We start from the raw sequence: 25,657 nt of genomic DNA on the forward strand, positions 1-25,657 counted from the left end.
ACAAACAGGTTGTAATCTAATACATATTGTATATCGTATACGAAATACGAATATATTTGTATATAAAATTTTTGTGAGAAGCGAAAAAATTATGGCCAATATGCAAAATAACGAAATGGTAATTATTGGCGGCGGTATTATCGGCTTGCTCAGTGCAATTCATTTGCAACGTGCTGGTTTGACCGTCACGATCATCCAAGATCAGCAATTTCCAGCCTCTTATGGGAATGCTGGACATATCGCTATTGAACAAGTTATGCCATTGGCGAATCGTGAAAATGCCCTCACTGGATATAAAAGACTTTTTTGTATGGAGGGTGCATTGGATATTGGTTGGCAATATCCACATAAATGGCTTCCTTGGTTTGCAAACTATTTAAAAGCCAGTTTTTCAGAAAAACAAGTTAATGAAGGTAAAGAATCGATCAAATCTCTTTTGAATCATTCTGTTGCATCATGGGAAAGATTAGTCAATTTGATTAACCAACCCGATTTGTTGATGATTGATGGCCATTATGTGATTTACCATAACAAGGATAAAGGGAAACAAGGCTGTAATAATTGGCAAAACGCTGATATCGGTACAGCCAGCGTTCATTCTATGGACAAACAAACCTTAGAACGAATCAGCCAACAACTCAGCACCCAACCTGTGAATGGTCTTTGTTTTGATAAAACAGGACAAATCAAAAATGTATCAACATTGTTAGAGGTTTGTAAGAATCATTTCATTGAACATGGTGGGATATTTAAATATGAGCATGTCACCTCCATTCAACCTGATAATGGACAGACTAAAATTACATTCGGTAACAATATTGCTATCACAAATCAAAACGTTTTGATTTGTGCTGGAGCAAGGTCTGGCGAATTATTAAAAAATATGGGGGAATATTTTCCTGTCATTGCCGAGCGCGGTTATCATATTGAATGGGAGCATGACGGCTCTTATGATTTACCACCACTGGTTTTTGAAGATCATTCCTTTATTGTCACGCGGTTTGAAAACCGTTTACGTTTAGCATCTTTTGTTGAATTTACTCAATTCAGCGCCAAGCCAGATGAACGTAAATGGGGAAAATTAGAAGAATATGCCAATAAATTTGGGTTTTCAAGAAAATCAGAATTTAAACGGTGGGTTGGATCACGCCCGACTTTACCAGACTATCGACCTATCATTGGAAAAAGTAAGAAAAATCCTGGTTTATTTTTTGCCTTTGGTCATCAACATCTTGGACTAACGCTGGCTGCCATTACTGGCGAGATCATTACCGATCTAGTCATGGGTAAACAACCATCAGTCTCAATATCCGCTTTTCGACCTGATCGATTTTAATGTTCATCACCCTTTAGGAGAAATTATTTAATGCATATTACTGGAAATCTTTTGATTGCTGGACAAGCTGTTCAAACTTCAAAAACATACAAAGCAATTAATCCTGTAACCAATCAAGAATTAGATACTGAATTTTATTGTGCAGATCAGGAAAATATAGATCAAGCATGTAAAGCGGCTTTTGAAGCTTTCGATCATTATCGCTCTTTACCTTTGGAAAAACGCGCACAATTTTTGGATAATATTGCTGATAATATTGAAGCATTGGGGGATGTGTTAACCAATCAAACACGCCTTGAAACAGGCCTTCCAGAAGCTCGCGTCAAAGGCGAAACGGGTCGTACCGTCAATCAATTACGTTTATTTTCCAGTGTCGTCCGTCAAGGAGATTGGATGGATTTACGTTTTGATCCTGCTTTACCAGACCGTGCGCCATTGCCTCGTCCTGACTTACGTCAAATTCGGATTGCGGTTGGCCCCGTTGCTGTATTTGGTGCCAGCAATTTTCCTCTTGCCTTTTCAGTGGCCGGTGGTGATACTGCCTCTGCACTGGCTGCGGGTTGCCCTGTTGTGGTGAAAGCTCACCCCTCTCATCCAGGAACCAGCGAGTTAATTGGTCAAGCTATTGCCAAAGCCGTTAAAGATTGTGGCTTGCCAAATGGAGTTTTCTCATTAATCGGTGGAACAAGTAACGATGTTGGCGAAGCATTAGTAAAAAACCCTTATATTTGTGCCGTTGGGTTCACAGGGTCAATGGGTGGTGGCACAGCATTAATGCGCTTTGCTGCTGAACGTTCAGTTCCTATTCCTGTTTTTGCCGAAATGGGAAGTATTAATCCAGTCTACTTGTTTGACCATGCATTACAAAATCGTGCTGAATCTATTGCCAAAGGATTTATTGGTTCTTTGAGCATGAGTGCAGGACAACTTTGCACCAATCCAGGATTAATCATTGCTAAATCAGGTGCGGCGTTGGATAGTTTTTTAACCAATGTTCAAAAAGAGCTTGCTCAAACCCCGACCTCTACAATGCTCAGCCCTTCTATTCATCAAGCGTTTTTAGAAGGCATACAACGATTAACAACGACCACAAATGTTAATTTGATTGGTCAAGGTCAAGACAATTCTTCACCTAATCAATGTCAAAGCATCGTTTGTCAAACGGACGCTCAAACCTTTATCAAAACACCTTTTTTATCAGAGGAGATATTCGGTGCTGCTGCTTTGATTGTGACGTATGACACGATCGACGAGCTTCATCAAATTACAGAGAATTTACAAGGTCAGCTCACAGTAACTTTACATATAGATCAAGAAGATATTCAAACAGCGCATGCTTTCTTACCCATTATGGAACGTAAAGCAGGTCGTATTTTAGTCAATGGATGGCCAACGGGTGTAGAAGTCTCTTCAACAATGGTTCATGGTGGCCCCTTTCCAGCAACCAGCGACAGCCGTATGACCTCTGTTGGCACCGCTGCAATTGAACGTTTTCTGCGCCCTGTTTGTTACCAAAACTTCCCCTCCTCCTTATTACCTACGCCACTACAAGATTCTTCGATCTCTGAATTTAATCATCGTATCGATGGCAAATACGTCAAGAAATAATCTCAAAAAGCCAAGGACATTACGGAAATATAGGAAAATCTATGATATAAGCTAAAGGAAATGCAATATGAATAAGCATTCTAAACATTTTAAAAAATCACTATCGCTACTTGACCTTATGATGATTGGGTTGGGATCTATTTTCGGCTCTGGATGGTTATTAGCCGCATCCCATGTCTCCACGATTGCTGGCCCAGCTGGTATCTTATCTTGGGTTATTGGAGGGTTTGCGGTTTTGCTACTTGGGTTTATTTTTTGTGAACTTGGTGCAGCCCTACCCCATGCTGGCGGTGTTGTAAGCTATCCTGCTTATTCGCATGGATCCGTTGTTGGATTTTTAACGGGATTAATTACGATCATTGCATATTCCAGCTTAATTTCAATCGAAGCGATTGCTGCGCGACAATATGCGTCTGCATGGTTTCCATTTTTAAGTGCAAATAGTGCTGGCGATGCCACGTTGATTGGTTGGATTATTCAAGCTGTATTACTAGCAGGCATGTTTTATTTAAATTTGGTCGGCGTAAAAACTTTTGCCAAAGTCAATAATATTCTCAGTGTATTTAAGTTCATCGTCCCAACTTTGATTATTGTTTGCTTGCTCTATTTCTCTAGCTCTGCCAATTTTACCAGCGCTGGATTTGCACCTTTTGGCAGCAAAGGAATAGAAGAAGCGATTTCAACGGGTGGTGTTATTTTTGCTTATCTTGGATTAACGCCCATCGTTGCAGCAGCTGCTGAAGTGAAAAACCCACAACGTAGCATCCCTTATGCTTTGGTAGGGTGTATCGTATTATCCACGATTATTTATGTTTTGCTTCAAGCGTCTTTCATCGGCAGTATCCCAAGCAGTTATATCAATCATGGATGGGGATCAATCAGCAGCTCTTTCGTATTACCATTCCACGATATTGCTTTGATCTTAGGGATTGGCTGGTTGGCTAAACTGGTGGTTGTTGACGCGATCATCTCACCAAGCGGCACTGGCAATATTTATATGAATACAACCTCCAGAGTTATTTTTGCATGGGCAAAAGATGGGTCTTTTTTCAGTAAATTCGCTCATGTTGATGAAAAATCTGGGGTTCCAACACCAGCATTATGGTTAACATTTGCTTTATCTATATTTTGGACTTTGCCCTTTCCATCTTGGAAAGCACTGATTGGGGTTGTGTCTTCTGCATTAATGCTCAGCTATGCGCTTGCTCCCATTTCCGCTGCATCATTGCGTAAAACTTCTGCACAAATCGAACGTCCTTTTTACCTAAAAGGAATGGGTATTTTATCTCCGATTGCTTTTGTGATTGCATCATTAATTGTATATTGGTCAGGTTGGCAAACCGTTTCTTGGTTGTTGGGTTCTCAAATCCTATTGGGATGTGTTTATGTCATTTCTAAAATGATTGCAAAAGATCGAACAATCTATACGAATTTGAAATCAGGTGCTTGGTTGATGATCTATTACTCGGGGATGATAATGGTTTCTGCCATGGGAGATTTCGGTGGATGGGAATTATTGTCTCATGCCGAAGGATTAAGCACGGTCACAATTATGGCATTAATTTCATACTTTATCGGGGTGAATACTGGCTTGAGCCCCGTCACTCATCAATTAGAGGATCATTCGTTAATCATAGATGAATACCCAGAAAAAGAGTTGGTTGAAGCACGAGTTTAAATTTATTTTATAATGAGTATAAAGTGAAGGTTTGTAAGGATTCACTTTATACAATACATTCTCTATCTCATTGTACAATTTGCTTTAAGAATGGATTTAATGTATATTGTATACAATATATTATTTTAAATTGGATTTTATTGTTTAAATGCAAGTCCCTCGCGCGGATATTTCATCACATAAACCAACCATAATCGTGCAATCTATTGCAGATCAAGTTTATAATTTTGTCAGAAGAAATATCCTTATTGGAGAATTCGCACCTCTATCCCCAATTCGTCAAGATATCATTGCCGCCCAATTAGGGGTCAGCAAAATTCCCCTACGCGAAGCTTTGGCAAAACTAGAACATGATGGGTTGGTACAATCTAGCCCTAATAAGGGTTTTTTTGTTCGTCCGATTAGTGCCGCTGAGGCAAGAGAAGTTTTCCTATTACGGTTGAAACTTGAACCTGATGCCACTGTTGAAGGTTCCCTGGCAGCGACCAAAGAAAACCAAGAAGATGCCAAGCAGGCTTTGCTGGAATTAGAAGCGGTGCAAAGCCAAGTGGGCAATCCAGAGCATGTTCGATATAATCGTAAATTCCATATTGCTTTGATGTCCCCCAGCATGGGACAAATCACCTATCACATTATTAATCAGATCAGTATCTTGGCTGAACGATATGTAAGATTGCATATTGAACCCTATGGACGAGAAAAACACGCTATTCAGGCGCATCGAGCATTATTTGAAGCATGGTTAGAAAAAGATACTAAATTAGTGAGAAAACTTGCCAAAGAACATTTGCAAAGCACTTTGCATGATTTGGAAGATGAGCTAAAGCATCAATAAAAAATCAATTTAGTCTCGCATCCCTTTTCTTTTTTCTTTATGATGCTTATTTATATCTTACTAATACTATAATCTCAAACAGGAGCAACTATGCCTGACGCAATGATAACCCTTTCTGATTCGTTAACAGAAGGACTGATGGATCGTAACAAAGAACTTTTAATTGTTACCCATAACGGTCGTTTCCATATTGATGATGTATTCGCCTTTACGACCTTGGCCATCGCGTTAGACCTTGATAATCGCCCTTTTAAAGTCGAAAGAACTCGAGATACCGACATCATTGAAAAAGCCGATATTGTTTTTGATGTGGGTGGTATTTTCGATGGTAAACGCCGTTTTGATCATCATCAAATTGGCGCACCAGAACGAGATATTAAACAAACGCCGAAAGGGATCGAAGGCACCATCCCCTACAGCTCTGCTGGATTAATATGGCGTGCATTTGGATTGGATGTAATACAAAAGCTTGCTCCTGACCTTGATGATAAATCACGCAAAATAGCGCATAACGTTATCGAAAAAGCGCTTGTTATTCCGATTGATGCCATCGATAATGGAAAAATGCACCCTGAAAATGGATTGAATTTCTCTTCTATTATTAATGTCTTTAACCCACCATGGGATACAGATGATTCATCAACTCAGTTAGAACGCTTTTTTGAAGCATCAAAAATTGTTCGCACAGTACTGATCTATCAATTAAATATCGAGTTTGCTCGCCTCAGAGCGATTGGATGTACTGAAGAAGCCTATAAAGAAAGTCCCGATAAACGTATTTTAATGCTTCCTCGTTGGATGCCTCATATTTATCCAATTTTTGCGAACGCATGGGGAACTCAATTAGTCATCTATCCTGCTGAAAATGAATGGCGGATTGGAACAGTGCCTATTCGTATGCATGGAAATGATCGCCGCAAACTATTTCCAGCCAGCTGGGGTGGACTTGAAGGTGAAGCATTAACCGCAGAAACAGGTATCCCCGGATCTAAATTCGTTCACAAAGGCTTATTCATAGCAGTTGCAGAAACAAAAGAAGCAGCCATTGCAATGGCTGAGAAAACATTAGGCGGTTAAGCCTTTAACACTTTAAAGGCTATTTAGATTTTTCTAAATAGCCTTTTTCTTTGACTTATTGATTAATGCTTACACACAAATATTTAATTTCAAGATAATCATCCATACCGTATTTAGAGCCTTCACGACCTAAACCAGAAGCTTTAACGCCACCAAAAGGTGCCATTTCATTTGAAATTAAGCCGGTGTTAATGCCAACCATTCCATACTCTAGTTCTTCTGAAACTTTGATAATTCGAGACATATCATTTGCATAAAGATATGAGGCTAAACCAAATTCAGTATCATTTGCTAAACGAACCACTTCTTCATCTGTTTCAAAACAGAATACAGGTGCTAAAGGTCCAAATGTTTCTTCTTTTGATACGGCTGCACTGGCTGGAACATTCGCAAGAATAGTAGGTTCAAAGAAATTACCGCCCAAAGCTTTGCCACCAGCAGCAATTTTTGCACCTTTTGAAACAGCGTCTTCAATATGTTCTTGAACTTTTGCCACCGCTTTGGCATCAATCATTGGCCCGATTGTAACGCCTGCTTCGGTTCCGTTACCAATTTTTAATTTACCCACAGCAACTTTTAATTTTTCAACAAAGGCATCATAGACCCCTTTTTGAACATAGAGACGGTTTGCACAAACGCATGTTTGTCCAGCATTTCTATATTTAGAAATCATTGCACCTTCGACAGCAGCATCCAGATCAGCATCATCAAACACGATAAAAGGTGCATTGCCACCCAATTCCATTGATGTTTTCTTTACCGTTGAAGCACAGTTTCTCATCAGTTCTGCACCAATTTCAGTAGATCCTGTGAAGGTCAATTTACGGACAATTGGATTTTCACAAAGCTCATCACCAATAGCTTTTGCGGCACCTGTGATGATATTAAGAACCCCTGCTGGGACGCCAGCTTCTTCAGCCAAAACAGCTAATGCAAAAGCAGAATATGGGGTTGCGGTTGCTGGTTTTAATACCATTGTACAACCCACCGCCAATGCAGCACCTGCTTTGCGGGTAATCATCGCATTGGGGAAGTTCCACGGAGTAATTGCAGCAGTCACGCCAATAGGTTGTTTTAAAACGATCACTCGTTTATCACCCATATGACCAGGAATTACATCACCATAAACACGTTTGGCTTCTTCAGCAAACCATTCAAGATAAGACGCACCGTAAGCAATCTCTCCTTTGGCTTCTGCCAAAGGCTTACCTTGTTCTAAGGTCAATAGCAAAGCAAGGTCTTCTTGGTTTTTCATCACCAGATCATACCAACGACGCAAAATGACAGAACGTTCTTTGGCTGTTTTTTTACGCCATTGAATTTGCGCTTTTTCTGCTGCTTCGATTGCTCTACGAGTTTCATCTGTACCCATTTTAGGCACAGTACCAATCACATCATTTGTCGCAGGATTTGTTACATTAATCGTTTGACCACTATCTGCATCTAGCCATTGTCCATTAATATAACATTGTTGACGAAATAAGGATGGGTTTTTTAAATTCATAATAATTTCTTTCGCGTTTTATCTAGTATTTATCGTGATTGATTAAAATTATCATTCAGATGATAAAATAGTATATCTATTTTCAATCATTGAATTATAATTTTTATATTTCTCACCTTAATAAATTAACCTATTCTAGTCGTTAATCCTATATATAATAAAATCACATTCAAGTGCGTTATATTTTTATAGATAAAATTGCTATTTTTTATAAAATATGTTTGTTTAGTGACCATAGTAACAAATAAAATTTTTAAAAGCTATTGCATATAAAAGAATTTTGTTATTCTATATTTTGTAATAAAATTACATAAACCAGTTAATTAAAGAAAGATAAGAAAATGAGCTCTGAAAAAAGCCTTTCTATTACAATTGAACAAAATCCATCTCCTGCATCAGAAGCACACAGACAATCTATTTTACAAGATCCTGGTTTCGGAAAAGTTTTTACAGACCACATGCTGCTTATTCGTTATAGCGAAGAAAAAGGCTGGCATGATGCACATATCAAGCCCTATGGAAATATTAGCCTAGACCCCGCTGTTTGTGTTTTTCATTATGCACAAGAAATTTTCGAAGGGTTAAAAGCATATAAAGCAAAAGATGGACGTATTTTATTGTTCCGTCCAGAAGCCAATGCACAACGCTTTATTAATTCAGCTAAACGTATGGCGATGGCCCCTTTACCAGAAGCGTATTTTTTACAAGCCATTCATGAATTTGTTAAAATGGAACAAAATTGGATTCCAGACCAGTCTGTGGGTACTTTATATTTACGCCCCTTTATGATCGCCAGCACACCGTATCTTGGCGTAAAAGCTTCTCCTGATTATTTATTTATGTTAATTGCCTCCCCTGCAGGTTCTTATTTCTCCAAAGGTGCAAAACCTGTAACCGTATGGGTTTCAGAATTTTATACACGTGCTGCATCTGGCGGAACAGGTGAAGCAAAATGCGGTGGGAACTATGCGGCAAGCTTACTTGCACAACAAGAAGCGACTAAGAATGGCTGCGATCAACTTGTTTTCTTAGATGCTGCCGAGCATAAATGGATCGAAGAAATGGGCGGAATGAACATTTTCTTTGTTATGGATGACGGTTCATTATTGACCCCTCCTTTAAGTGGCACGATTTTACCTGGTGTAACACGTAATTCCATTATCACCCTTGCAAAAGAAAAAGGTTTAACGGTTCGTGAAGATCGTTATTCTGCTGAACAATGGATCAAAGATATTCAAAGTGGCAAAATCCGTGAAGTATTTGCCTGTGGGACTGCAGCAGTTGTTACTCCAATTGGGTTCGTTAAAAACAAAGACGGTGAATACCAAATTCACGATGGAAATCCTGGCAAATTAACCCAAGAAATTCACAAAATGCTTGTTGATATTCAATATGGCAATGCACCAGATACACATAACTGGGTTAAAGAAGTAAAATAAAATTAATTATTTTAACACCTTCTGTCTCTGATTATTTCAAATCAGAAGGTGGATTTTGAACTTACATTTCTAACAAGATGCATTAATACACTATAAAAACTTGCATAATTATTTGGATAATATATTCTCGAAGTGTCAAATTTATTTATGGAGACACAAAATATTATGAAAATGATCACTAGAAAATTGATTCTATCATTAGGTATATGCGCTGGTTTGTTAACTGCTGGTATGTCTGCATCACACGTGCATGCCCAACCAGTTGGTGGAAACATGGCCAGTGCAATGGCTGCTTTTGATAAATTAACACCAGAACAACAAAAAGAACAGCTTGTACAATCTAAAAAAATGATCGAAGCTCGCATGGATCAAATGATTAAACAAGCATCTACTCCTGAACAAAAACAACAACTTGAGGCTGCCAAAACCAAAGCTTTAGAACAAGTCGATGCAATGGCCAAAATGACCCCTGAAGAACGCAAAGCATTAGTTGCAAAAGCCCAAGAAAATGTTAACCAACAAATTAACAAACTAACACCCGAACAATTAAAACAATTAACACCTGAACAAAGAGCTGCTTTGGAAAAATATAAAGCAACGCAAGGTTCAAAATAATCTTTAACTTAAAAGGCTTTATTATTTATAAGGCCTTTTTCCACATAAACCATTATTAAATTCTGCCCTTAATCTTATTGGGGATACAACAATAATGAATCTAGTTTTCAAAAAAATCTTACTATGCTTTGGCGCATATGTTGGCTTATTAATCGCTAGCACGTCTATATCCTTTGTATATGCACAGCAGCCTTCGCGTGAAGAGATAGCCAAAAAGATGGCTGCGTTTGAAAAATTGACAAAAATTGAACAACAAAAAGAATTTGCTAATATAAAAAAAATAATTGCTGCAAGAGCAGATCAAGAGATTAAACAAGCATCTACTCCAAAATGGAAAGAAATACTTGAAGAAAACAAGCAGGAAAATCTAGCGAGAATTGATGCGATGGCAAAAATGACACCAAAAGAGCTGCACGCATATCATGAAAAAATGCTAACAGAGTTCGACGCGTCGATGAAAAAACAAAGAACACCTCTAACTCCTGAAGAATTAACCCCAGAAAAAAAAGCCGATATCATTGCCAGAGCTAAAGCTGCTTTAGAAAAAGCTAAGGCAACACAAGGTCAAGAGTAATCGCCAAATATTAAATAAGCTCTTTAAAAATTAAGTAATTTATATGAACCCATATAATTTCATTAATAATCTTTAAATTGAGCTTTCTCTACACATTGATGAAACTTTGCCAGCATGTTGGGTAATCCTGATAAATCAACCATTGAAACGGGTGCTTTTTGATATTCTAAAAATGCAATTTGACCATAAGATAAGGCCCGCAACAAACGTTTAAAATCAGTTTCACTTAATCTATTCATAGACATATTTTTATCCATGGCTTGCAAGGTGAAAATGAAATGTTGCTTACCCACTGTAATCGCTGCTTTAGAATTTGTTTTGGGGACTAAGGTTCCTTGTTTATCCCAAAGTAATAACCCTACGCCTTCATGATTACTTTTAAATCCTAATAACAAATCATTCGAAAGCGCAAAACACGCTGTGCTTTTTTTAGTTTGTTCGTCAGTATAGTGAAACGCAGACCAATTTCCTTCTTTTCCATCTAATTGATATACAGGCTCTGTTGCATGAACAGTGACTGATCCTATAAAAATACCCGTCGCCAATATTAATTTTTTTAACATCACCCAAATACCATTTAATTTATCGTTTGAAAATTCCAATGACACCTTTACCATCACGCACATCATCATCTTTATACAGACATGTTGCCTCTTTATCATTTGATCTTGTACAAATCTGTGTTCCTCGAACCAAATTAAAACCGCCCTTACAATTTTCTGGCTGTTTGATAACCAGCTTATCACCTTGAAAAGATGCAGAAAGAGGACCTTGGCATGTTATATCATCCATTGTTGTAATGATTTGATTGCCCCCACCTGAATTATCAAAACATACTTGCCAAATCTTTATGGGTGTCCATTTATCTGTGCCTCTAGCAACTAATTTCAATGGTGTTGTTAAATGCCAACACCCATTTAACATTGACTTATCTTTTTTCTCCCAAGCCTCTTTGGGCAAAGGAGTTAATTTTGGCGTTTGTTGAGGTTCCAAAGAGCGAACAGGCGGAATTTTACATTGTTTTTTTAACAATACCAAAGATTTTGATAACTCATCTTGTTTTTTATTTAATGCCTGATTTTTGTTTTGCCCATTCAAAGCCTCTTTTACTTCTTGAATCTTTGGATAGGTTGCATAACAGACTTGATCTGAATGGTGATATATGCTCAATAATAAAGAAGTTAAAACGCCTGTGAATAATGCCAGTAAAGCAGTTACCCACGGAAATTTAGACCAAAGTAACAGTCGTGTTTTCCGCGATATATTTGATTGTTCATTTATCAAAGGATTATAAAATCCATTGCCCCCTGAATATCCCCAAGCTGTTATTACAGGATGACCATCGACGAGATAAATATATTCTGATGAAGGGAAATATCCATAATTTGGGAAAAATCGTAATAATAACGAATTCGGATGCAGATGCGCAACTTTAGAAATATCAATCAACATAGATTGAATAACTTGAATAACTTGTTTTTGTTTAGCCTCAGATAATGCTCTCCAAGGGACGACTTCCTCACCCTCTGCATACCAATAAAGCATTTCGTTTATCATTTTAGGTTCAGTAAAAAGTAGCGCATGTTGAGGACTAACAAATTGAGAAATCTCAGCTGTTATTGTTTTATATAATCCAGCCATTTCTGGATTTAAAAGCGTGAATTGATCCGAAGGGTGATGTGTTAAAATTAATGTCATCTTTAGTTCTTTTAGACCTTCACCCTTTTTATATTTTTAATTCGAAATCAATTAACGCTTAAATGTACCTGTTGATCGATGGCCTTCTGCATCAATATAAGTGCAGTTTGCTTCTTTATCATTTATCCGTGTGCAAACATTTCGCCCTGGAATCAAATGAAATGCACCTTGACAATCTGTCGGTTGATTTAACACCAACTGATTACCTTGGAATTGAACATTTAACGGCCCTGTGCAAGTGCCACCATCTTTGCGAGTAAGAACTTGTCGACCAGCGCCACCACTTGAGTTGAAACATAACGTCCAATTTGTGACGGGTTGATGGGACATTCTGAATAATCGTTGCTCATATAGCTCTAAATGAGTTGTCAAATGCCAACATCCATTCAACATTGATTTATCTTTTTTATCCCAAGCATCTTTCGGTAAATCTGCCTTTTTCTCAGGTTTTGGCTGAGGGATATCTTGTTTTTTAGGTGTATTTTGATCGGGCAACGGCTCTGTTTCTGGAACAGGTGGTAAATCTGGAACTTTTGGATCTTCTGGCAAAGGATTTAACTTTGGGACTTCTTGGGGCTCCAAAGGCTGCACAGGAGGAATTTTGCATTGTTTTTTTAATAATTCTAGCGACTTTAATAACTGGTCACGTTTTTTATTCAGAGCTTGATTATTATCTTGTTCTTTAAGCGCATCTTCAACATCTTTAGCTAATGGGTAGGTCGTATAACAGACTTTATCTGAATGACAATACATATTCCATAATAAGGACGTTAAAATTCCTGCTGATAAAGCAGTCAAAGCTGTAACCCAAGGAAAAACTAACCATCTATTTTTTTGGTTTGGTTGAACAGAAGAAAGCACTGATGCCAAAGGATCGTAACTGCCTTTTTCCCCTGAATACCCCCACCCTGTCAAAACTGGCTTTCCATCCACCGCATATAGATAATCTAGAGATGGAATTTGTCGATATTGGTCAAAATGTTGAGCAATCATCATATTAGGATGATCTTGGATCTCACTACGAATATCCAATAAAATTGACTGCGTCGCTTGTAATAGTTTTTCTTGTTGAGTTGAATTTAACTTATTCCACGGCGTAAATTCCTGCCCTTCGGCACTCCAACGAACTGCATCACGGATATGTTCTGGACGGGCAAAAAGCGCAGCATGTTCAGGGCTAGTAACTCTTGAAATTTCTTGAACCAAACGATCATATAGCCCTACTTCTCTGTCACATAAGGGCGTTAATTGATCGTTAGTTTGCCTGCTTAAGACGACAACCATATTATTATCTTCCTCTAACAGACAAAGAACGATTTCTAAGCATCATTGCTATTAAAGGGACTAACAACAACAGCAAAATCAATGGTCCAAGCCAATAATAACGACAATATTGCATGGGAATTACCCCTTCCCACCATGGTAAAAACGTCAATATTAACAGCAATAAAACCGCAAACAACCAAGGCCAATAAGAAATAATTCCTCGATTATGATTGGCTAAATTTGGAGCGGGTAAAATCGACATAGATTTATACCCTTGCTGATCGCCTTTTGCTGTTACGAATGCCGCTTTCTTATCGGTTTCATTGGATTGATGCCCCCATGCAACCATAGCTGGACCATAAGGTGTCTCTATAATATACTCATCCGTAGGGTAACTAAGCGCTTGTGCTAATATAGCACCTTTTTGTCGTTGCACAACGTCAGATGATTGAACCATTCTTTGTGCCAATTGCTTGGCTTGAGCAATTAAACGATGAGCATTTTGTAGTAGAGCATCCCTTGAACCAGCAGAATATGCCAAAGAATTTAAATCAGCTGGTAAATACCAATCCACTTCCCCTCTTTGTCGATCAATCACGGGTTCTAATAATAATCCTGCACATTGAGGACTGATTTCATGTTTTAGTATTTGAAATAATACTTCCCATTGTTCTAAAACAAGTTGCCCACCAACCCCTAGAGGTTGAACAGCGTTAAAATTCGTCGTAGTAACAGGTTTCCCCGTAATAAATTGTAAGTTCATGGCTTATCTCCATGAGGTGTAGAGGGCTTGTCGGATTTGTTTTCTGGCGTTGTAGAGGGCTTCATTTCCTCTTTAGGTTTAGAAGGCTCTGCTTTTGAAGGTGTTGGAGGTGCATTTCCCTGCTTCTCTTGTTTATTTGGGGTTTCAGGCTGTTTTTCAGGATTACCATTTCCAGAAACAACACCGTCTTTACAAGCCCCTGACTGTACTTGAATAGGAATATTAGCAGCTTGTAATGCCCTGATAATCGAATCAGATTTTTGGGCATAATTACTGTGAGAGGATGTTTTACTATCCATTGTTACAAACGTATTGACCCCAACCACACGTCCACATAGATCAACTAACTCGCCTCCTGAATTTCCAGGAGAAACCATGGCACTATGAGGAATGACTTTCTCGCCTTTGGCATTTTCTTGAATGGCGTTAACTTCCCCTTTGGTCAACACAACCCCAGGAATAGCATTTACATCCCCCTGAGCCAGTTTTTTCAAAGCACCATCTTGTCGAATAATAATCCCAGGATATCCAGCAGCGACCACCGTTTGTAAAGGCTGTGCCTCTAATGAAAAAACCAAAGGTTGTTGGGGTGGGGCATCTTCTATTTTCAAAACAGCAAGATCAAATGAGTTTACATCTTCAGAATGATTACTCGTCGAAACAATATGTGCCGCCTTTAATTGCCCCAAGGCTTTGTTGGTGACTAAAACCGTGTTATTTTCAGCATTTTCAACAACATGTCGATTAGTCACGATTAAATCAGGCGTTATGAAAAAACCACTTCCTGAAGAAATAGTTTGATCCCCATCTTCATCTTGACCTTTCACTAAAATAAAGACTGTGCTTTTTTCCAGTAATTCTGGCAAACTACCTTGGAAATTTTGACCATTAGATTTCATCGGTGCGGATGAATGATCTAGGCTTTTGTTCAATTCAGGTGCAGCCCTGCTTTTATCCAAATCACAAGGAGGCGTTTTTAACTGTTCCTCTAACTTTTTGATTTCATCCTCTAAGGCTTTATTTTTCTGTTCTATTTCGGGTTTTTTACGAACAAGTTCTTGCGCTTCAATCACAGGGACTTTGGCAATTTTTGTAGGACGCTCTGCATATAAAATTCGCCATCCAAGCAGCAACCCAATGATAAAGAATAAAATAGCTGCCACTAATCGAGTTATAAATAACGGAAGTCCCCCTTTGAGTCCAACAAACTTCTTTGAATTATTCAAGTTATGTTTGATATCCGAAGCAGCTTCTTTTGACACAATAGAATCATCAGCCACATCGTTCAAAGTTGATGTAGATTCTGTATCAGCATTCTTGTCTTGTAATGGAGTTAAAGGAAATAAAGATAAACCTGAACCTGAACCCTGAGCATTGGCTAAGGATTGTATTCCCCAATTTTTTAAAATAATTTTATCATCTGCAATCAAAATATCTTGTTTATCTTGTAGATGAAGAGCAACTTTTAATAATTTACTTTCTTTACTATCTTGGGAATAGGCCTGGGATAAGCTGGAAACAGCTTCTGATATTTGTTGATTTATATAATCTTGTTCAGCCTCGGAAGGGAGTTGAGGCTCGGTTTTAGTATCGATATACCAACTTATAAAAGATTGTTTAGGATCTTTGCTAACAGTAACTGTTGGCTCAGCCAAACAAATTTTTGGACAATTTGTTCGTAAAATCTGTGAAATCTGTTCATAATACTCATAAATGGAACGATCATTAAAATCTACTTCCTCTGACGAATTAAAAACTGTTTTTCCAAGAAGGTAAAGCGCCATTATATTCCCGATATGAATAATACAAAATTGTTATCACTTTAATTCATTCTCTATTCCTTGCCAAGCAACTCTTGTTATTGTTTAGTTATTTATGTTCCTTTTATATAACCATAAATTAGATTGTTTTTAATCACTTTTTTAGTTTAGATGCGAAATCCCCAACGACCTTTTCATAATTTAAATTAAATATTTGCTTTACTCTAATTAAAATTATTTTAATTTTTATAAATTAAACACATAAATAATTGTATGATTTATTAATCAAAATTATAATAAAATACAAATACCTCCTATTTATTTCAAAGAACAAAAGATATTAATCTAAGTAACTTTTTAATTTTGGAATCATATCATGAAAAAATATTTTTATCTTTTTTGTGCATCATCTTTATCTTTTTTTTTGTATTCAAAATGGCTTTGCTGAGACAACAAACCCTAAAAGTGGTTTTTATATTACTGGGAAGGTTGGAGCGTCAATTTTACAACAAAAAAAACAAAGTTATAACGGACGTTATCAACATTACGACTACGATTATTACAGTAACTCATATACTCTTTATAATGGCACTTACAATAGTAGATCAGGAGGAACACATACTAATACAAGATTAGGAGGTGGCATTTCTGTTGGTTATAATTTCGACAATTATTTTAAAGTCCCCATTCGAGCAGAAATTGATGTAATGGCACGTATGAAAGATAGTTCACATTATTTAAGTGATCGATACAGCTATCACTACGACTGGATGCCAAAAATCAACGAAGATCAACATGTAGATAATAAAGTCCAATTAAATACATTTATGTTTAATGCTTTTTATGATTTTAAAAATAAATCTGCTTTTACACCCTATCTTATGGCAGGTGTTGGTCTGGGATCATTTAGACACACATCAATATTAACCGACGAAATAGCATCGTATGGCTCAGATGACGACATGTCCTATAATAAATTCAGAATGAGAAAAAATTCACGTACTAAAAATAATTTTGCATGGAATGCTGGGGTTGGTGTTCGATACAAAATTAATGATAGCTTTGATTTAGATTTCAGTTATAGATATTTAGATGCTGGGAAATCATCGCTTACAATGTGGCGTGGATCAGCATCTGTGTATTCTAATGGTGGTTTTGAAAAATAAAAAACAAAAGTTATAACTCAAGACATAATGCTTGGGTTAACTTATAATTTCTAAGAATAATTTCAGAGAAACATACTCCTCTTTTTCAGTCTTCTATCAAATATTAATTCTGTTTGATATTGAAGACACAACACGTGGCTAGATTCAGGTAAATACCTAAGTTTAATATTTACCTGTGTAAATAGGCTCTTTATAGCTCTTTATTGAATAATGTTAAAAAGATTAATTGCCAACACCATGTAAAATAGCTCATGCATATTTACACCATTACATACAATTGATCATATTCAATGAATACCTTAGGTAAAATATTTTCTATACCTGATATAACCCTACAAACTGCCTTACCAATAAAACTCTTTATCTTAATAAGTTAATTTTAAAGAAAAAGAAAAACGAAATGAATAATTCGCTGTAACCCTTATTTTTACCTTTATTTCTGTCTTGAATTTTAATAGGTTATATTTTTTCTCCAACTAATTTATAAAAATTTACAATGGCAACAGTTTCCTCTTCTTTTTCTTTTGATATACGTGCAGGAACGATTATCCAAGCGGTCATCGTTTCTTCACCTGGACATTATATATTAAAGGTTAATTTTGGTTCAATCATAGGTATTCGTAATTGTATACTACATACTGCACCACATATTCATGCAGAATCACTTTTGGAACAGCATGTGTGTGCCATCATTAATTTTCCAGAATTTAAGAAAAATATCAAAACGCTAAAGACGATATTGCTTTGTATGCCTGATATCCACGGATATTACATCCCTATTCAACCCGATCATTGCATCCCTAACGGAGGTTCTTTATTTTTATGACAACACATTATATGACCATTTCATGGGATCAACTGCACCGAGATGCTCGCACGCTTTGTGAACGCCTCAGCCATAAAAAATTCAAAGGAATTGTCGCCGTTACCAGAGGTGGAATGGTTCCCGCTGCAATCATTGCCAGAGAACTGGAATGTCGATTAATTGAAACTGTTTCGATCATAAGTTATGACGAAGAAGAACAAGGTGAGCTTAAAATTATCAAACAACCAACTGTTGCAGGTGATGGTGAGGGATTCTTGATCGTCGATGATTTAGTTGATTCGGGCATCACTGCAAAAGCCATTCGTAAATTACTACCAAAAGCTTATTTTGTTTGTTTATACGCAAAACCAGCAGGAAAACCCTGTGCCGATGATTTTATTATGGAAGTTCAACAGGATACTTGGATTTTATTTCCTTGGGATTCAGCCCCAGCTTTTGCCCCGCCGTTGATTAAGAATAAAAATTAATAAAAAATGAATTTTTTTTATAAAAAAGACTTGCGTTCTTTATCAGAACCGTCTAATTAAATGTTCATTCGGGGTGTGGCGCAGCCTGGCTAGCGCGCTTGTTTTGGGTACAAGAGGCCCCCGGTTCGAATCCGGGCTCCCCGACCATCAATAAACTCTAACTTTAAAAAGTTAGAGATTCCTAAGAACAAAGAGGATTATATGGCAAAGGCTCGTATTTACAAACGCGCCAAAAAGGCAACACAATCAGGGCATGCTCATCATTTATGGGTTCTTGATTATGGACAATCCTCTTCTCGCTCTCACGATCCTGTTACAGGATGGGTTGGAAGTAACGATACTCAAGTTCAAGTTAGTATTTCTTTCCAAACTAAAGAGCAAGCAATTGCTTACGCTGAACGTAAGTCTATAGACTATAATATAGAAGAACCAGGATCAACACGTTACGTAGTTAAAAATTATGAAGACAATTTTCATAATAATCGCAAAATGAACTGGACACATTAGTTTTAAGCGCCCTTAGCTCAGCAGGATAGAGCAACAGCCTTCTAAGCTGTGGGCCGCTGGTTCGAATCCAGCAGGGCGCACCATAACTTATGCAATTAGTTTAAAATTGATATATTTACTTTTAACTGAGTTAAATATCCTAAATCTTAGTTTTCCAACACATCGTTAATTAATTCAAAATAAAAAATTAATTTAGAATATTTTAATATATAGTTTATGTTCTTAAAAAATCTATATTTGCTAAGAAGAATCAAAATATTCTTCAAAATGAATATCTACATTACATTTATACACCATGTCAGCCTGAAAAATTATTGTACATAGTAATATTTATAATTATGATACTAACTACCAGTAAAGATACGTTAGCAATAATCTTTTTTGACACTCTCATTATTGATACAAAGAAAATGACTTTATCCGTAAATAACAAAAATATTAGCCTGAGCAAAATTACTTTTGTTTGTTACAGCGCCTCCGCCTCACTATTTAAATAAAAATATTTATCTGTAATGAGATTGAATATCCTATTCATATTTTGCTATTTTCGGTAAATCCCATTTATAAATATTTTGTTTATATATATCGTTTGGCAATAAAATAAAAACAGGATCGTTATGTTTATCTAACCAACTTAGTAATTCCTCCATATTCTGTTCATCCATAGCAGTACAACCCGCAGTTGTTGCAGTCGCTGCTTGTCGAAGATGCACAAAGATACAGCTACCTGCTTTGGGTATATTCTGAGGATTATATTTTAAAACAAATCCCAATTTATATAATTGATCTCCATTCAAATGGATGTCGCGTCGCATTGGTTCAGTGGAATCTTTGACAGGATCAAAAGTGATTTGTTGTTGATTTATAATGCGATTGTAATAAGCCGACTGACTATTATCGATACAATAATCATCTTTTGTTAATGTCTGGTATGGATAAGACGAGTTAGATTTGGGGGCATACCCAAAACTTTGTCCAATTTGATAAATACCAGCTGGGCTGCGCATATCCCCTTCTGTTTTTATTGTTTTTTTATTGTGCAGCTTGGGCATCCCCGCCCCCCATGCTACTCCATTTTTTCCTAAGGACACGGTGAAAGGATTTCCAACAGAAATCCAATGATGGTGTTGATATTGAAATCTGAACAACATACCATGATTAACATTCCAACCATCGGATAAAACCAAAATTAATTGTTGATTTTTTTTCCATGTAATCTCTGATTGCCTATTACCTTGCGTCGCACAAGAACATAAAAAGATCAAACCAAAAACGTTTGTCGATATACGAATAAGAAGATTCATATTGATACTATCATACTAAGGATTATTCTTGAAAAGCATATACTATTTTATCTTAAAAAGAAGATGTTTCATTAATTTAGATTTAATTATATAATTTTGAGTATTATCTAATAATCATTTCTTTTATAAAAGGTTTCTTAAAATGAAAATCTTAGTGACTGGTGGTTGTGGCTATATTGGCAGCCATACTTGCGTTCAATTAATCAACCAAGGCTATACGCCAATTATCATCGATAATCTTTGTAACAGTAAGGAAATGGTTTTAGATCGTATCGAAGAAATCACAGGGCAAAAGCCCAAATTTTATCAAGGTGACATTCGCGATAAAGCGTTATTAAAAACAATTTTTGCAGAAAATCAAATTGATAGTGTTATTCATTTTGCAGGATTAAAAGCAGTTGGTGAATCTGTCCACAAACCTTTAGAATATTATAATTGTAATGTTTATGGTTCTTTAATTTTATTCGAAGCAATGCGTGAAGCAAACGTAAAGAAAATTATCTTTAGTTCTTCTGCCACGGTTTATGGAACACAACCAATTGTCCCTTATGTTGAAACGATGGAAACTGGTGAACCAACGCAACCTTATGGACGTAGCAAACTATTTATTGAAAAAATATTGCAAGATTTAATTATTGCAGAACCTGATTGGTCCATTACGTTACTGAGATATTTTAATCCTGTCGGCGCCCACGCTTCTGGATTGATGGGTGAAGATCCACAAGGTATTCCCAATAATTTAATGCCTTATATGACCCAAGTGGCTATTGGAAAAAGAGAATCATTGGCTGTATTTGGTGATGATTATGAGACGGCAGACGGCACTTGCGTACGTGACTATATTCATGTGATGGATCTTGCCGATGGGCATTTAGCAGCACTGAAATATAACCAAGATCATCAAGGGGCGCATATTTTTAACCTTGGCTCTGGCCATGGAAATAGTGTGTTAGAGGTTATTGCTGCATTTGAAGATGTCTTTGGTAAAAAATTAGCTTGGCATTTTGCCCCTCGCCGTGCTGGTGATCTTCCTGCTTATTGGGCGGATGCTGATAAAGCTAAAGAATTATTGCATTGGGAAACTAAACTAAGCCTTCATGACATGGTGAAAGATTCATGGAATTGGCAAAGTAAAAACCCTAAAGGGTTTGTGTAATATTATCTAGAGATTAGGAGATTCCAAATGCCTGACTTCAACCCCGTCGACCACCCACATCAACGCTATAATCCATTGACTGATGAATGGGTGTTGGTATCTCCTCATCGTGCGAAACGACCTTGGCAAGGACAAACAGAAGTTCCCGTTCAAAAAGAGACCGTTCACCGCGACCCTAATTGCTATCTATGTGCAGGAAACAAACGCATAACAGGCGATATAAATCCTCAGTATAAATCCACTTATATATTTAATAATGATTTTGCTGCTTTACTGCCTGACACTCCTTTTTACCAAAAGAATGATGATCCTTTATTCAAAATAGAATCTGTTCAAGGAACGTGTAAGGTCATTTGTTTTTCACCAGACCATAGCAAAACTTTGCCTGAACTTTCTGTTTCTTCTATTCAAGACATCATCCAAATATGGATTGAACAGTTAAACGAACTGGGTCAACAATATAAATGGGTGCAGCTGTTTGAAAATAAAGGTGCCATGATGGGATGTTCCAACCCACATCCTCATGGTCAAATGTGGAGCAGTAATTTTATTCCAAACGAAATCCATCAAGAGGATTTATGCCAAGAGCGTTATTTTCAAGAGCATCAATCTGCATTATTGATGGATTATATGCAAAAAGAATTACAGCAAAAAGAACGTATTGTTGTTGAAACTGAATATTGGGTAGCCCTCGTTCCTTATTGGGCAGTTTGGCCCTTTGAAATTCTTTTACTACCCAAGCAAATTGTTCATCGCTTGAATGAATTATCATCAGAACAACAAGCTGATTTAGCAATTATTTTAAAAAGCTTAACCACAAAATACGATAATTTATTTAATTGTTCTTTCCCCTATTCGATGGGGTGGCATGGGGCGCCGTTTACAGAGAAAACGACAGAACATTGGCAACTTCATGCACATTTTTATCCTCCACTCCTCCGCTCTGCAACAACCAAGAAATTTCTTGTCGGTTATGAAATGCTTGCCCAAGCACAACGTGATATTACCCCAGAACAAGCCGCAGAACGACTGCGTATATTAAGTAATACTCATTATAAAGAAGTATAATTATGCAAAAAATGATTAAAGAAATACAACTTTTATTCGGAAAAAAATATGGTTATTCAGCTGGACTTATTGTTCAAGCACCTGGTCGAGTTAATTTAATTGGTGAGCATACGGATTACAATGATGGGTTTGTTTTGCCTTGTGCAATTAACTATAATACATTGATTGCCAGTAGACCAAGAACCGATTATCAAGTCAATATGATTGCTGCTGATTTCGATGGTAAAGACAGTTTTGAACTAAATAAACCTATTACACAATCAGAAAATAGCTGGGCGAATTATGTCCGAGGCGTATTTAAATATATTCAAGAAATACATCCTGACTTCACAGGAGTGGATTTAGTTATTCATGGTAATGTTCCTTTGGGGGCTGGGTTAAGCTCCTCCGCAGCTTTGGAAGTATCAGTCGCGACAACGCTTAAAACCCTGTATAACTTAACTATTGATCCAAAAGAGCTTGCCAAAATTTGCCAAAGAGCTGAAAATCAATTTGTTGGTATGAATTGTGGCATCATGGATCAATTCATTTCTACGCTTGGTGAAAAAGATCACGCTTTATTGATTGATTGTCGCAGCCTTGAAACAAAATCTATTCCAATCCCCTCTGATTTATCTGTAGTGATTATTAATAGCAACGTCAAACATGGTTTGGTTGATAGTGAGTACAATCTACGTCGTCAACAATGTGAGGAAGCAGCAAATATTTTAAATGTCCAAAAATTACGCGATGCAACAATTGAATTATTAGAACAACAAAAAGAAAATATGAATGATGTTGTCTATCGCCGGGCTAGACATATCATCACTGAAAATGCTCGCACATTAGAGGCTGCAACGGCATTAAGTGAAAATAACATTACAAGAATGGCAGAACTGATGCAGGAAAGCCACCATTCTATGAAAGATGATTTTGAAATTACTGCCCCTGCTGTTGATGCTTTAGTTGATATTGTTAAAGCGGTTTTAGGTGACAAAGGTGGCGTTCGAATGACTGGTGGCGGCTTTGGTGGCTGTGTTGTTGCCCTTGCCCCAACTGAAATGGTTGATGATATTCGTCAAGCGGTTGAAAAAGAATACCAAGCCCAAACAGGTTTAAAAGAAAGTTTTTATCTTTGTCATGCTACTAATGGTGCTGGTTCTGTTAATCAATAATGGGAATAAATGATTTATCCTGCAATATAGATTCGCAAGCAGTTTATCTTACTATTTAGTAATTCTCCAGTTTATTGCTGGTTGTTTAGCACCTGATATATTACATTAATACAGTAATTTAACGCACTTTACAGATTAAATCACTGAAAGATTATATTGGATTTAATACTATAAATACCAATATAATCATTTCGATACTTTTTATTTCACTTTAAAAAGCTGAAAAATTAATCCTTCACTTTCTCTTGTTGATCTAATTCATTTGTAATATTTTTATCAGCAAATAAAGGGTCGCGTTTTAATGCGGTGGCAAGACCATAGATATAAAGCAGCAGAATAGCCGAGAATGGTAAACCACATAAAACAACACCATTTTGCATAGCACCAAAGCTGCCTGCTAGTAAGAGGCTGATACTGACGATTGTAATCACAATTGACCAAAAGATTCTTAGCCAAACAGGAGAATCTTCGTCATTTGTTTTTCCTTTAGTAGATAAGCTTGCAACCATCATCGTCCCAGAACCGACTGGGCTAAGGAATAGAATAAAACACATGATAATGACAATAAATGCAACATAAGGATTCAAAGGCAAGAATTCCAAGAATTTAAATAAAGATAAAGCTTGGTCAGTCAATGCTAGTTGCCCTAACCCTGTTTGACCTTGTTGAAATACAAGTTCAATTGCAGAATTACCAAAGATGGATAGCCACGCTAATGTGAATCCTAAAGGTATCAAACAAACACCCAAGGTTACTTCTCGAATTGTTCTGCCTTTTGAAATACGTGCAATAAACAGCCCTACAAATGGTGCCCACGCAATCCACCAAGCCCAATAAAATATTGTCCAGTCAGCCAGCCAATCTGATGCTTTATTATTATAAGTATATAAATTAAAACTTTGTTTAACAAATTGACTTAAATAATCTCCTACATTCTGTACGAGTGCATTAATTAAATGAGTCGTTGGCCCAGTAAAAAATACAAATAATAACAATAAACATAACATACGAATATTGACGTTGGATAAAATGGCTAATCCTTTGTCAATTCTGACAACTGCCGTAATCGTTGCAACCATCATCATTGCAATAACGACAACGACAAGGTTGAAGTGATTATTCGCAATTTCAGGAAATACAAAATTTACGCCTGACAAGATTACCAATGCACCAATACCCAAATTGGTCACAAGTGAAGTAACGGTTGCCAATATTCCAAATCCGTCGACAAGATCACCAATGATTCCGTATATTTTATTACCAAAAATTGGATATAACGCAGACCTTAACGCCAAAGGAAAATTTAATCGAAATCCGAAATACCCAATGGTAATTCCAACAAGCGCGTATAAAGCCCAGCCATGAACGCCCCAGTGCAGAAAAGTATAAACCATTGCCTGACGAGCGGCATCACGTGTCCCTGGCACCCCTTCAGGAGGTCGTAGGAAATGATCCAAAGGTTCGGCAGTGCCATAATATAACAAAGCAATACCGATACCTGCGGAAAATAACATTGAAGTCCATGCTAAATACCCAAACTCAGGTCGATCATCATCTTTTCCCAAAGGCACACTGCCGTATTTGGAAAATCCCAACCAAATGACAAAACCTAGGCAGGATATCACCACCAAGATGTAATACCATCCAAAAAAATGGTTAGCTTGTCTTTGTGACCATTGTAAAATATTGGCACATATATCTGGAAACAAAACAAAAGCTATTCCAAACAGTGTAATGGAAACAGCTGACCCTAAAAATACAAGCAAATTTAGACCTGTTTTATCTCTACTTACTACGTCATGAGGCATTATAGACTCCGAAAAGATCTGAAAATAGCAAAGCCCATATGATTAACG

At 37.0% G+C, this 25,657-nt stretch carries 23 protein-coding genes and 2 tRNA genes; 17 read left to right on the forward strand and 8 right to left on the reverse strand.

Annotation, left to right across the window (positions count from 1 at the left end; translation table 11 throughout):
* The first annotated feature begins 91 nt into the window (after positions 1–91).
* From PQG54_RS04495 to PQG54_RS04515, 5 genes are all read left to right on the forward strand, one after another.
* Positions 92–1,336, forward strand: a complete 1,245-nt coding sequence (locus PQG54_RS04495) for an NAD(P)/FAD-dependent oxidoreductase (protein ID WP_271788670.1) — start codon at positions 92–94, stop codon at positions 1,334–1,336.
* Positions 1,337–1,366: 30 nt separating this feature from the next.
* Entirely contained in the window at positions 1,367–2,944 is a 1,578-nt protein-coding gene (locus PQG54_RS04500; RefSeq protein ID WP_271788669.1) for an aldehyde dehydrogenase (NADP(+)), read from the forward strand.
* 67 nt (positions 2,945–3,011) lie between these two features.
* Entirely contained in the window at positions 3,012–4,622 is a 1,611-nt protein-coding gene (locus PQG54_RS04505; protein WP_271788668.1) for an APC family permease, read from the forward strand.
* A 148-nt stretch (positions 4,623–4,770) separates the two neighbouring features.
* Complete coding sequence (locus PQG54_RS04510) at positions 4,771–5,457, forward strand: GntR family transcriptional regulator (RefSeq protein ID WP_271788667.1); 687 nt, start codon at positions 4,771–4,773, stop codon at positions 5,455–5,457.
* A gap of 90 nt (positions 5,458–5,547) precedes the next feature.
* Entirely contained in the window at positions 5,548–6,534 is a 987-nt protein-coding gene (locus PQG54_RS04515) for an MYG1 family protein (protein ID WP_271788666.1), read from the forward strand.
* Positions 6,535–6,589: 55 nt separating this feature from the next.
* On the opposite strand, the gene gabD is transcribed toward PQG54_RS04515, so the two are convergent.
* A complete protein-coding gene (gene gabD, locus PQG54_RS04520) occupies positions 6,590–8,038 on the reverse strand; it encodes an NADP-dependent succinate-semialdehyde dehydrogenase (RefSeq protein WP_271788665.1) in 1,449 nt (482 codons plus the stop codon).
* 341 nt (positions 8,039–8,379) lie between these two features.
* On the opposite strand from gabD, the gene PQG54_RS04525 reads away from it, so the two are divergent.
* From PQG54_RS04525 to PQG54_RS04535, 3 genes are all read left to right on the forward strand, one after another.
* A complete protein-coding gene (locus tag PQG54_RS04525; RefSeq protein ID WP_271788664.1) occupies positions 8,380–9,477 on the forward strand; it encodes a branched-chain amino acid aminotransferase in 1,098 nt (365 codons plus the stop codon).
* 165 nt (positions 9,478–9,642) lie between these two features.
* On the forward strand, positions 9,643–10,092 hold the full coding sequence (locus tag PQG54_RS04530) for a hypothetical protein (protein WP_271788663.1): 450 nt from the start codon (positions 9,643–9,645) through the stop codon (positions 10,090–10,092).
* A gap of 94 nt (positions 10,093–10,186) precedes the next feature.
* Positions 10,187–10,666 carry a hypothetical protein gene (locus PQG54_RS04535; protein ID WP_271788662.1) on the forward strand — a complete coding sequence of 160 codons (480 nt, stop codon included), beginning with the start codon at positions 10,187–10,189 and terminating at the stop codon, positions 10,664–10,666.
* Between the two features lie 62 nt (positions 10,667–10,728).
* Here PQG54_RS04535 and PQG54_RS04540 read toward each other — a convergent pair whose 3' ends face one another.
* From PQG54_RS04540 to PQG54_RS04560, 5 genes are read right to left on the reverse strand one after another with little or no spacing between them, the layout of a single operon-like run.
* Positions 10,729–11,268 carry a hypothetical protein gene (locus PQG54_RS04540; protein WP_271788661.1) on the reverse strand — a complete coding sequence of 180 codons (540 nt, stop codon included), beginning with the start codon at positions 11,266–11,268 and terminating at the stop codon, positions 10,729–10,731.
* Positions 11,249–12,364, reverse strand: coding sequence for a hypothetical protein (locus PQG54_RS04545; RefSeq protein ID WP_271788660.1), 1,116 nt, complete (start codon positions 12,362–12,364; stop codon positions 11,249–11,251). Before PQG54_RS04545 ends, PQG54_RS04540 begins: the two co-directional genes overlap by 20 nt.
* A gap of 51 nt (positions 12,365–12,415) precedes the next feature.
* The gene (locus PQG54_RS04550) at positions 12,416–13,648 is read right to left on the reverse strand and encodes a hypothetical protein (protein ID WP_271788659.1); all 1,233 of its coding nucleotides are present in this window, start codon (positions 13,646–13,648) and stop codon (positions 12,416–12,418) included.
* A 4-nt stretch (positions 13,649–13,652) separates the two neighbouring features.
* Positions 13,653–14,393 carry a hypothetical protein gene (locus PQG54_RS04555; protein ID WP_271788658.1) on the reverse strand — a complete coding sequence of 247 codons (741 nt, stop codon included), beginning with the start codon at positions 14,391–14,393 and terminating at the stop codon, positions 13,653–13,655.
* The gene (locus PQG54_RS04560) at positions 14,390–16,177 is read right to left on the reverse strand and encodes a trypsin-like peptidase domain-containing protein (RefSeq protein ID WP_271788657.1); all 1,788 of its coding nucleotides are present in this window, start codon (positions 16,175–16,177) and stop codon (positions 14,390–14,392) included. The genes PQG54_RS04555 and PQG54_RS04560 overlap by 4 nt, the downstream gene beginning before the upstream one ends.
* 377 nt (positions 16,178–16,554) lie before the next feature.
* On the opposite strand from PQG54_RS04560, the gene PQG54_RS04565 reads away from it, so the two are divergent.
* The 6 genes from PQG54_RS04565 to PQG54_RS04590 all read left to right on the forward strand — a co-directional run bounded on the left by PQG54_RS04565 (position 16,555) and on the right by PQG54_RS04590 (position 19,202).
* Entirely contained in the window at positions 16,555–17,319 is a 765-nt protein-coding gene (locus PQG54_RS04565) for an outer membrane protein (protein ID WP_271788656.1), read from the forward strand.
* A gap of 496 nt (positions 17,320–17,815) precedes the next feature.
* Positions 17,816–18,145, forward strand: a complete 330-nt coding sequence (locus PQG54_RS04570; protein ID WP_271788655.1) for a hypothetical protein — start codon at positions 17,816–17,818, stop codon at positions 18,143–18,145.
* Entirely contained in the window at positions 18,142–18,612 is a 471-nt protein-coding gene (gene gpt / locus PQG54_RS04575; RefSeq protein WP_271788654.1) for a xanthine phosphoribosyltransferase, read from the forward strand. The genes PQG54_RS04570 and gpt overlap by 4 nt, the downstream gene beginning before the upstream one ends.
* 69 nt (positions 18,613–18,681) lie before the next feature.
* Positions 18,682–18,759, forward strand: a tRNA-Pro gene (locus PQG54_RS04580).
* Positions 18,760–18,813: 54 nt separating this feature from the next.
* Positions 18,814–19,119, forward strand: a complete 306-nt coding sequence (locus PQG54_RS04585; RefSeq protein ID WP_271788653.1) for an ETC complex I subunit — start codon at positions 18,814–18,816, stop codon at positions 19,117–19,119.
* A gap of 6 nt (positions 19,120–19,125) precedes the next feature.
* Positions 19,126–19,202 (forward strand) — tRNA-Arg (locus tag PQG54_RS04590).
* A 444-nt stretch (positions 19,203–19,646) separates the two neighbouring features.
* Here the strand turns inward: PQG54_RS04590 and PQG54_RS04595 are convergent.
* The gene (locus tag PQG54_RS04595; protein ID WP_271788652.1) at positions 19,647–20,423 is read right to left on the reverse strand and encodes a L,D-transpeptidase family protein; all 777 of its coding nucleotides are present in this window, start codon (positions 20,421–20,423) and stop codon (positions 19,647–19,649) included.
* Positions 20,424–20,565: 142 nt separating this feature from the next.
* Between PQG54_RS04595 and galE the strand changes: the two genes are divergently transcribed.
* From galE to galK, 3 genes are read left to right on the forward strand one after another with little or no spacing between them, the layout of a single operon-like run.
* On the forward strand, positions 20,566–21,579 hold the full coding sequence (gene galE / locus PQG54_RS04600) for a UDP-glucose 4-epimerase GalE (protein ID WP_271788651.1): 1,014 nt from the start codon (positions 20,566–20,568) through the stop codon (positions 21,577–21,579).
* A gap of 27 nt (positions 21,580–21,606) precedes the next feature.
* Entirely contained in the window at positions 21,607–22,647 is a 1,041-nt protein-coding gene (gene galT / locus PQG54_RS04605) for a galactose-1-phosphate uridylyltransferase (protein WP_271788650.1), read from the forward strand.
* A 2-nt stretch (positions 22,648–22,649) separates the two neighbouring features.
* Positions 22,650–23,801: a galactokinase gene (gene galK / locus PQG54_RS04610; protein WP_271788649.1), complete on the forward strand. Its 1,152-nt coding sequence runs from the start codon at positions 22,650–22,652 to the stop codon at positions 23,799–23,801.
* Between the two features lie 227 nt (positions 23,802–24,028).
* Here the strand turns inward: galK and PQG54_RS04615 are convergent, their stop codons facing one another.
* Positions 24,029–25,609, reverse strand: a complete 1,581-nt coding sequence (locus tag PQG54_RS04615; protein ID WP_271788648.1) for a BCCT family transporter — start codon at positions 25,607–25,609, stop codon at positions 24,029–24,031.
* Positions 25,610–25,657: the final 48 nt, after the last annotated feature.

It is taken from the genome of Commensalibacter communis (assembly GCF_947179015.1).
Lineage (GTDB): Bacteria > Pseudomonadota > Alphaproteobacteria > Acetobacterales > Acetobacteraceae > Commensalibacter > Commensalibacter communis.